We start from the raw sequence: 8,304 nt of genomic DNA, 5'->3' as shown, positions 1-8,304 counted from the left end.
AGGGGGGTTCCATTTTCCTTTCCTCTCCAAAGGACGTCGCTGCCCTGTGCGGACAGGCCTCCCCCCACCGACCCGACGAGGCCCCCCCCCGGGGTCGCCTCCAGGACGCCGATGCCGCCCGTCCACAGCCGGCGGTCGGCCCACTCCTCGTCCACCCGCAGCTGCACCTGTACGTCCACGTGGGCCAGGGCGGCCTCGGGCGCTGCGGCGTAGAGCACGGCGGTGGCCCGGCGCAGCGGGTAGACGTCGAAGCCCTCGACGAACTGGGAGTTGCGCCAGTCGATGAACGCGCCCTCGCCGTCGGGGCCGACGCGCACGTCGATCTGGCCGTCCTCCAGGTGGATGCCCAGGGGCCGGTCGCCGCGGTTCTCGACCGTCACGCGGACACTGAAGTACGTCAGCCCGGCGGCGGCGTCGTCGCGTCCGCGCGGCGGCTCGGTCGCCTCCAGGCGGTGGACGCGGACCCGCAGACCGGCGTGCTCGTCGTACTCGTGCCAGTCCCCGACCACGTTCGGCTCGTACACAGTGCCCCTCTCGACCTTCGAGAGCTGCTGTCTATCTGTGCGCCGAGCGCACTGTCAAATGAGCGGAATGCGCTATGCCCAGGGGGTTCGCCCGCTTTGATCGGTGATCAAGCGCTGCCCAGGAAGAATCCGTTCGCGGCGCCTTCGGAGGGGGTACGCGTGCGTGCCGCACATCACGTCCGCGACAAGATCACCGGGCCGGTCGGCCGAGCAGCAGGCCGCGCCGCTGTTCTTCGGCTCCCACGCCCTGTATCCCGTCTCGGTGATGCCGGGCTGACTGCGGACGATACCGGCGATGGTCATCGACAGACAGGAGAAGAACGCGGAGGCGAGGACCACGGCGAGGCCGACGCCGAGCAGCGCGGCGATCACGATCACGACGATCGCCTGGATCAGCGACTTGGATGCCGCAGAAGATCGCGATGAACATCGCGGCCTGGGCGATGACGCCGGGCGCCAGGTAGTCGATGTACGGGATGCCGCCGGTGGGTATCGCGCGGATCCGGGCGGCCGCGGTGCATCGGGCCGACGCGGTCGCAGTACTGCTCCCAGACGCCGGTACGGGCGATGGGGGTCCAGGCCGATGGTGGGCTCGTTCGCCCTCGCGGGGAGCGGCAGGGACCCGGGGAGCGTCGGGGATCGCGGGAGCGTGCACGGGCGCCTCGGCGGCGTTGGCGCGGGTGCTGCCGTCCGCCTGAAGGTATGCGCTGTCCGCCGGACCCTCCGCGCCATGCCGCGGACCGACCGGCCCGGCCGGCCGAGTGGCGGGCACGTTCCGTGTCATGGCGCCTGGATCGCCCTCGTGGTCGTCGGCATTCGTCATGATTCGTCGGTCTCCTCGTGCAGGCCGGCTGCCAGCTTGCGCAGGGCCGGGAGGGCTGCGCGCAGGGCCTCGCGGTCGGTGTCGTCCAGCCGGGACACGTGCCGGCCGTACAGTTCGGCCCGGCGTCGCTGCCAGTCAGCGAGCCGTTTCTCGGCCGCCGCGGTCAGCCGCAGGCGCGCGGCGCGCCGGTCGGCGGGGTCGGTCTCGCGGAGCAGACAGCCGCGGACGAGCTGGTTGACCAGGGTCGAGACGGAGTTGCTCGCCAGGTGCAGTTCCCTGGCGGCGTCCGAGATGCCGGTGCCGGGCCGGGACTCGACCAGCCGCAGCAGCTCCACTTCGGCACCGCCCAGCCGGGGCCCGCTCAGCCCGCCCCGCAACCGCCTCCGGATCAGCCGCTGGATGCGCACCAGCGCGTCCGCCAGCTCGTCCGGGAAGGCCTCGGACTCCACGACGGGAAGATTACCTCTGCTACAGAGGTAATGCCCGCGAAGGTCACTCACATCCGGTTTGCCCCTGTTTGTTTTGTGATGCCCCTGAGGGGGAAAACGAAGGACAGTGCTTCGGACAGGAGGCACGTCCGTGGGACCGGCATCGCCGGACGCCCCGGTGCCCTTTCCATGGTCCGAGCCCCTCCCACGGTGTCTGTCCTACCGGCACCTGAGAGAGGTGCGCACGATGCGTGTCACCGGCAGCACGTCCCCCCATCCGCACGACGACGCCCCCGACACGGCGGAGTCCTTCGAGCGGCTCGCGCAGCTGCCCGACGGCCCCGAGCGGCGGGCGCTCCGTGACGAACTGGTCCGACTGTGGCTGCCCATGGCCGAGCGAATCGCCGTGCGGTTCCGCGGCCGTGGGGAGACCCTGGAGGATCTGTACCAGGTGGCCGCTCTCGGCCTGGTGAAGGCAGTCGACCACTACGACCCGGAGCGCGGACGCGCCTTCGAGGCGTACGCGGTGCCGACCATCACCGGCGAGATCAAGCGCCACTTCCGCGACCACATGTGGACCCTGCACGTGCCCCGCCGCGTGCAGGACCTGCGCAACCGGGTCCGCACCGCCACCAAGGAACTCGCCCAGAGCACCTCCGGCCGCCCGCCCTCCGTCGCGGAGATCGCCGCCTACACGCGGCTCACCGAGGGCGAGGTGCGCACCGGCATGGAGGCACTGGAGTGCTTCTCCGCGCTGTCCCTGGACGCCGAGGTGGCCGGCACCGACGGCTACGCCCTCGGGGACTCGCTCGGCGGGCCCGACCCGGGGTTCGACCTCGTGGTCGACCGGGCAGCCGTCAAGCCGTGTCTCGAGGCCCTGCCGGAGCGCGAGCGCACCATCCTCTACCTGCGGTTCTTCGGCGGAATGACACAGAGCCGGATCGCCGAGCAGCTCGGCATCTCGCAGATGCACGTCTCGCGGCTGCTCAGCGCCTGCTTCGACCGGATGCGCGAGGAACTGCTCGCCGAGGTCCGCTGAGCCCCACCGAGGCACGACCACCGCCGCCCCCGGCCCGGGACTACTCCTCCGCGGCCCCGGGGACCTGGGTGGGCCCGTACCGGTCCAGCGTGTCCTCGAGCGCGGCGCGGACCTCGGGCGGAATGTCACCGCGGCGCCCCCAGATGAGGATCAGCTCCGCGATGTTGCGCAGCTTGATGTTGGTGTGCTGGGAGACCTCCTTCAGCACCTCCCAGCCCTCGTCCGGGGTCACTCTGCCCAGGGCCACCATCATCCCGATGGCCTGGTCGACGACCGCATGGGATGCGACGGCCTCCTTCAACTGGTCGACCTGCGCCTGCAGCTCGGCGATCCGGTCCGGCTCGCTCGCTCCCATGCCCCCATCGTCCACGGTGGCGTGGACCGGTGCCACCGGTGGTACTCGACAGGCACCCCACCCCCTCCCGGGCGGACACTGGTCCCAGACCGGTGGCCGCCCGGCCCCGAGAGCAGGACGCGACTGCCATGAACCACAACGCCCCCGTCAGCGGAGGACCGCGGAGACGGGACATCATCTCCACGCACTCCGTCTTCGGTGCCCCCTGCTGGGTGAGCCTGACCAGCCGGGACCTCGAGGCCACCCAGGAGTTCTACACGGCCGTCCTCGGCTGGCGCTGGCGCGGGGCCAAACTCGGCGAGCACTTCCGTATCGCGCTGGCGGACGGAGTGCCGGTGGCGGGGATCGCCGCCGTCGCCGCGATGTGGCAGATGGCGGTGGCCTGGACGCCGTACTTCGCCGTGCCGGACGCCGATGTGGCGGTGGCCCGGGCGCGCGAGCGCGGCGGCACGGCGGCGGTCGGGCCGCTGTCCTTCCCGCCGGGCCGGGCCGCGCTGCTCGCCGACCGGGACGGGGCCACGTTCGGGATCTGGCAGGGGGAGCTGGTCGGCAACTGGGAGGCGTGGCGCCGGGCGGCCCCGACCTTCGTGCGGCTGCACACCCGCAACGCCTTCGACTCCGCGATCTTCTACGGCGAGATCCTCGGCTGGGCGTCGGGGCAGCCGGGCTGCTGCGAGGTGGAGTACGAGGGCGGCGAGGTGGTGCTGCGCAGCCAGGGCGACATCGTGGCGCGGATCGACTCGGGCGCGGTGGAGGCGGCACCGGACCCCTCCGTACGACCGCACTGGCAGGTCCACTTCGCCGTGAGCGATGTGCCGGGGTGTGCCCGCGCGGCGGAGAAGCACGGCGGCAGTGTGCTGAGCGAGGACGAGACGGAGGCGATCCTGCGGGACATCGACGGCGCCCAGTTCACGGTGACCTCCCGCCGGGCTCGCTGAGAGCGGGGCAGGCGCTCAGCTCGCCACCCTCGACGGACGCGACAGCAGGATCAGACCGCGGGCCTCCACGCGAAGCCTGGTGCCGGCCTTGCGTTCGCGTTCGTCGGGGATGCCGTCCGGCTCGGCGGTGTCGATCACGGTCGTCCAGCGCTCACCGAAGGACGGGCCGGGCAGGCGGAAGTCGACCGGTTCCCAGTAGCCGTTGACCAGCAGCAGGAAGGAGTCGTCGACCATGCGGCGCCCGTAGGGGTCGCGTTCGGCGATGGCGTCGCCGTTGAGGAACACGCCCATCGCGTGTGCGTCGCCGCGCTGCCAGTCCCGGTCGGTCATCTCGCGGGCGTCGGGCCTGAGCCACATCAGGTCGGGCAGTGGCTGCTCGGCGTTGGTCGCGGTCTCGCCGCGGAAGAAGCGGTGGCGGCGCAGGACGGGGTGGGCGGCGCGCAGGGCGATCAGGTGCCGGGTGAACTCCGTGAGCGAGCGCTGCTCCTCCGTCAGGTCCCAGTCCACCCAGGAGATCTCGTTGTCCTGGCAGTAGGCGTTGTTGTTGCCCCGCTGGGTGCGGCCGAGCTCGTCGCCGTGGCAGAGCATCGGAATGCCCTGCGACAGCAGCAGCGTGGCCAGCAGGTTGCGCTGCTGGCGGGCGCGCAGTTCGAGGACGGCCGGGTCCTTGGTGGCGCCCTCCGCGCCGCAGTTCCAGGACCGGTTGTGGCTCTCGCCGTCCCGGTTGTCCTCGCCGTTGGCCTCGTTGTGCTTGTCGTTGTACGACACCAGGTCGCGCAGGGTGAAGCCGTCGTGCGCGGTGACGAAGTTGACGCTCGCGCGCGGCCGGCGTCTGCTGTGCTGGTACAGGTCGGAGGAGCCGGTCAGCCGGGAGGCGAACTCGCCGAGCGAGCCGGGCTCGCCCCGCCAGAAGTCCCGTACGGCGTCGCGGTACTTGCCGTTCCACTCCGACCACAGCGGCGGGAAGTTGCCGACCTGGTAGCCGCCCTCCCCCACGTCCCAGGGTTCGGCGATGAGCTTGACGCGGCTGATCACCGGGTCCTGCTGGATCAGGTCGAAGAACGCCGACAGCCGGTCCACCTCGTGGAACTGCCGGGCGAGCGTGGCGGCGAGGTCGAAGCGGAAGCCGTCGACGTGCATCTCGGTGACCCAGTACCGCAGTGAGTCCATGATCAGCTGCAGGACGTAGGGGTGCCGCATCAGCAGGCTGTTGCCGGTGCCGGTGGTGTCGTAGTAGTGCGCCCAGTCACCGTCGACCAGACGGTAGTACGAGGCGTTGTCGATGCCCCGGAAGGACAGGGTGGGGCCCAGTTCGTTGCCCTCGGCGGTGTGGTTGTAGACCACGTCGAGGATCACCTCGAGGCCGGCCGCGTGCAGCGCCTTCACCATCGCCTTGAACTCGTTGACCTGCTGGCCGCGGCTGCCGAAGGCGGCGTAGGCGTTGTGCGGGGCGAAGAAGCCGATGGTGTTGTAGCCCCAGTAGTTGGACAGGCCCCGGTCCTGCAGCACGCCGTCCTGGACGAACTGGTGGACCGGCATCAGCTCGACCGCGGTCACGCCGAGCGAGGTCAGGTGCTCGGTCACCGCGGGGTGCGCCAGGCCGGCGTAGGTGCCGCGCAGCCGCTCGGGGACCTCCGGGTGGGTGCGGGTCAGGCCGCGCACATGGGCCTCGTAGATCACCGAGTCCGCGTACGGGGTCCGCGGCGGCCGGTCGTCGCCCCAGTCGAAGTACGGGTCGGTGACCACGCCCAGCATGGAGTGTCCGGCGCTGTCGGCGGGGGCGGGGCCGTCCGGGGCGCGCTCGTACAGCGAGGCGTGGTTGTCGATCTGGCCGTCCACGGCCCGGGCGTACGGGTCGAGCAGCAGCTTCGCCGGATTGCACCGGTGGCCGAGCGAGGGCTGCCAGGGGCCGTGCACGCGGTAGCCGTAGCGCCGGCCGGGGCCGATGCCGGGCAGATAGGCGTGCCAGACGAAGCCGTCGACCTCGTGCAGCCGGACGGGGGTCTCGGTGCCGGAGTCGTCGACGAGGATCAGCTCGACCCGCTCGGCCACCTCGCTGAACAGGGCGAAGTTGGTGCCCTGGCCGTCGAACGCGGCACCCAACGGGTAGGGCTGCCCGCTCCACACGGGCAGCCCTTTCCTGTTCCTGGTGTTCCTGGTCCTGCGGGCGGTCACCGGCTGCCCTCCAGGACGGCGTCACGGGCGGCCGCCGGCGCGGCCAGCACCACCACCGGCTCCGTGCGCGGCACTTGGAGGCCCGTGCGCAGGGTGGGTGCGGGGGCGGTCGGCACCAGCGGGACGCGCTGACCGGCGCGGGCGCGCTGCGAGAACCAGATGATCTTGGCTCCGGTGTCGGAGGCACAGCAGCCCCAGCCGTCGCTCATGGCGGCGATGTCGGCGAGGGGGGCGCGGAGGTCCTGGTCGGGGCGCAGATCCGGGTCGTCGTCACCGAACGCGGTGATGAGGTGCTGGCCGTTCCACCACATCTCGATCGATGTGTGCTTGTCGGTGGCGTGCTGGTCGATCGCCCGCAGCAGGAGTTCGGCGCCGCGGCAGACGGGATCCGTGAGGTTCTCGAGGTCCCAGTAGCGGAGGTGGGCGGCCAGGATGCGGCTGACCTGTCCCACCCGTTCCGGGCTGACTTCCACGTCGAGGTGGTAGTAGCAGGGCACTGCGGTCTTCATCGTCGCTTGCTCCTCACCGGCGAAGCTCTCGCTCCCCTCGCCCGTCCGGGAGGGATCCCGGATGCCCGTCCAGGATGATCCCGGACACATAGCGTGAGCGCTGATCGCTTCTGAGTCACTTCTACGGTGCGGGCACTACGCCATTCGTGCAACATGAGCGCCCGACACCACGCATGGTTGAAGCTCCAACAAGACGCTGCGTCGTCGTGCGTGCACCATAAGTGAAAGCCTCGATCGCCGTAACGGTGCCGTGCCCTTCCGCGTGCGGACACCACCCGACCGTCGGGAACGCGCCCAGTCGAGAGCGTGGAAGGTGAAGAGGGCAATGCTGCTACCCGCCAAGGCCGAAGTGGCCCGGGCGTTGCGGCGTTACCGGGCGTGGGAGCGCGTGATGCTCGCCTCGCCCCACGACCGCACGGTCCGGGGCACCTTCGAGGACTCGGGCTACACACTGTGCGTGCTGATGGGCAAACGCTGCGCCCGCGAGGCCGCGGACGCCGCCGAACGCTATCTGCGCACCAGTCTGGTCACCTACCTGCGCGAGCAGGACGGACGACCGCGGCCGCGCCGGTCGGCCAGAAGAGCGCCGCCACCGGAGCGGCGTTCCACGGCGCCAAGCCCCTGACCTGGCACCGTACAAGGCGTTCCCCTCGGACCGACGTCGGTCGGCCCGTCTCGGATCGCGGAGCCGGGCCAGGTGCCCGGCTTCGCGCACGGCGGAGGTGAGATACATGCGCAGGACCCCGGCCATCGGCCGTGTACCGGTACGCGACGTCCGGCCGGCCGTGGAGTGCGGCAGGCGCCCGGCGAAAGCGGTGGCCGGGGAGACGTTCCAGGTGACGGCCACCGTGTTCCGCGAAGGGCACGACGCCGTGGGCGCCAATGTGGTCCTGCGTGATCCCAAGGGCCGCCGTGGCCCGTGGACGCCGATGCACGAGCTGTCCCCCGGCAGTGACCGCTGGGGCGCGGAGATCACCCCGGACGCGACGGGCCACTGGACCTTCCGGGTGGAGGCCTGGAGTCATCCACTGGCGACCTGGCGGCACACCGCCTCGGTCAAGGTGCCGGCCGGGATCGACATCGGGCTGGTCCTGGAGGAGGGCGCCGAGCTGTACGAGCGCGCGGCCGCCGGGGTCCCGAAGGGCGCCGAGCGCCAGCTCGTCCTCGCCGCCGCGCGGGCTCTCGGAGACGACTCCCTGTCGGTGCACGAGCGCCTCAAGGCCGCCCTGTCCCCGGAGGTGGACGCGCTCCTGGCCCGGCATCCGTTGCGGGAGCTGGTCACCGCGTCCGATCCGATGCCGCTGCTGGTGGAGCGGGAACGCGCCCTGTACGGCTCCTGGTACGAGTTCTTCCCCCGCTCCGAGGGCACCGCCGAGCAGCCGCACGGCACGTTCCGCACCGCCGCGCGCCGGCTGCCCGCGATCGCCGCGATGGGCTTCGACGTCGTCTACCTGCCCCCCGTCCACCCCATCGGCACGACGTTCCGCAAGGGCCCCAACAACACCCTCACCGC

At 71.4% G+C, this 8,304-nt stretch carries 9 protein-coding genes and 1 pseudogene; 4 read left to right on the top strand and 6 right to left on the bottom strand.

Going from position 1 to position 8,304, the window contains the following annotated elements:
• From ACZ7HQ_RS26230 to ACZ7HQ_RS26220, 3 genes and pseudogenes are all read right to left on the bottom strand, one after another.
• Positions 1-524, bottom strand: a 524-nt coding sequence (locus ACZ7HQ_RS26230; protein ID WP_470994468.1) for a hypothetical protein, incomplete at its 3' end; no start/stop codon positions are given.
• A gap of 252 nt (positions 525-776) precedes the next feature.
• Positions 777-1,029 (bottom strand): annotated as a pseudogene (locus ACZ7HQ_RS26225) (ABC transporter permease); the annotation flags it as partial.
• A 314-nt stretch (positions 1,030-1,343) separates the two neighbouring features.
• Positions 1,344-1,796, bottom strand: coding sequence for a MarR family transcriptional regulator (locus ACZ7HQ_RS26220; protein WP_470994466.1), 453 nt, complete (start codon positions 1,794-1,796; stop codon positions 1,344-1,346).
• A gap of 226 nt (positions 1,797-2,022) precedes the next feature.
• Here ACZ7HQ_RS26220 and ACZ7HQ_RS26215 point away from each other — a divergent pair, with 226 nt between their 5' ends.
• Positions 2,023-2,814, top strand: a complete 792-nt coding sequence (locus tag ACZ7HQ_RS26215; RefSeq protein WP_470994463.1) for an RNA polymerase sigma factor SigF — start codon at positions 2,023-2,025, stop codon at positions 2,812-2,814.
• A 40-nt stretch (positions 2,815-2,854) separates the two neighbouring features.
• Here the strand turns inward: ACZ7HQ_RS26215 and ACZ7HQ_RS26210 are convergent, their stop codons facing one another.
• Complete coding sequence (locus ACZ7HQ_RS26210; RefSeq protein ID WP_470994460.1) at positions 2,855-3,169, bottom strand: ANTAR domain-containing protein; 315 nt, start codon at positions 3,167-3,169, stop codon at positions 2,855-2,857.
• A 128-nt stretch (positions 3,170-3,297) separates the two neighbouring features.
• Here ACZ7HQ_RS26210 and ACZ7HQ_RS26205 point away from each other — a divergent pair, with 128 nt between their 5' ends.
• Positions 3,298-4,107, top strand: coding sequence for a VOC family protein (locus ACZ7HQ_RS26205; protein WP_470994457.1), 810 nt, complete (start codon positions 3,298-3,300; stop codon positions 4,105-4,107).
• Positions 4,108-4,122: 15 nt separating this feature from the next.
• Here ACZ7HQ_RS26205 and glgX read toward each other — a convergent pair whose 3' ends face one another.
• Both glgX and ACZ7HQ_RS26195 read right to left on the bottom strand, forming a co-directional pair.
• Positions 4,123-6,240 (bottom strand): glycogen debranching protein GlgX, encoded by a 2,118-nt coding sequence (glgX, locus tag ACZ7HQ_RS26200; protein WP_470995295.1) that lies wholly within the window; start codon positions 6,238-6,240, stop codon positions 4,123-4,125.
• 38 nt (positions 6,241-6,278) lie between these two features.
• Positions 6,279-6,791, bottom strand: coding sequence for a pep a2 (locus ACZ7HQ_RS26195; RefSeq protein WP_470994454.1), 513 nt, complete (start codon positions 6,789-6,791; stop codon positions 6,279-6,281).
• Between the two features lie 325 nt (positions 6,792-7,116).
• On the opposite strand from ACZ7HQ_RS26195, the gene ACZ7HQ_RS26190 reads away from it, so the two are divergent.
• Together ACZ7HQ_RS26190 and ACZ7HQ_RS26185 are read left to right on the top strand one after the other, a co-directional pair.
• On the top strand, positions 7,117-7,416 hold the full coding sequence (locus tag ACZ7HQ_RS26190) for a DUF5133 domain-containing protein (RefSeq protein ID WP_470994451.1): 300 nt from the start codon (positions 7,117-7,119) through the stop codon (positions 7,414-7,416).
• 106 nt (positions 7,417-7,522) lie between these two features.
• Positions 7,523-8,304, top strand: a 782-nt coding sequence (locus tag ACZ7HQ_RS26185; RefSeq protein ID WP_470994448.1) for a maltotransferase domain-containing protein, incomplete at its 3' end; no start/stop codon positions are given.

This window comes from Streptomyces sp. NPDC037290 (assembly GCF_055603245.1).
Note: the sequence above shows the minus strand (reverse complement) of the source record. Positions and strands in the feature narration are given on the sequence as shown.

Bases quoted from the DNA above. Each gene is read 5' to 3' on its own strand.
- ACZ7HQ_RS26215 (WP_470994463.1), top strand. From the start codon at position 2,023: ATGCGTGTCACCGGCAGCACGTCCCCCCATCCGCACGACGACGCCCCC.
- ACZ7HQ_RS26210 (WP_470994460.1), bottom strand. From the start codon at position 3,169: ATGGGAGCGAGCGAGCCGGACCGGATCGCCGAGCTGCAGGCGCAGGTC.
- ACZ7HQ_RS26205 (WP_470994457.1), top strand. From the start codon at position 3,298: ATGAACCACAACGCCCCCGTCAGCGGAGGACCGCGGAGACGGGACATC.
- ACZ7HQ_RS26195 (WP_470994454.1), bottom strand. From the start codon at position 6,791: ATGAAGACCGCAGTGCCCTGCTACTACCACCTCGACGTGGAAGTCAGC.
- ACZ7HQ_RS26190 (WP_470994451.1), top strand. From the start codon at position 7,117: ATGCTGCTACCCGCCAAGGCCGAAGTGGCCCGGGCGTTGCGGCGTTAC.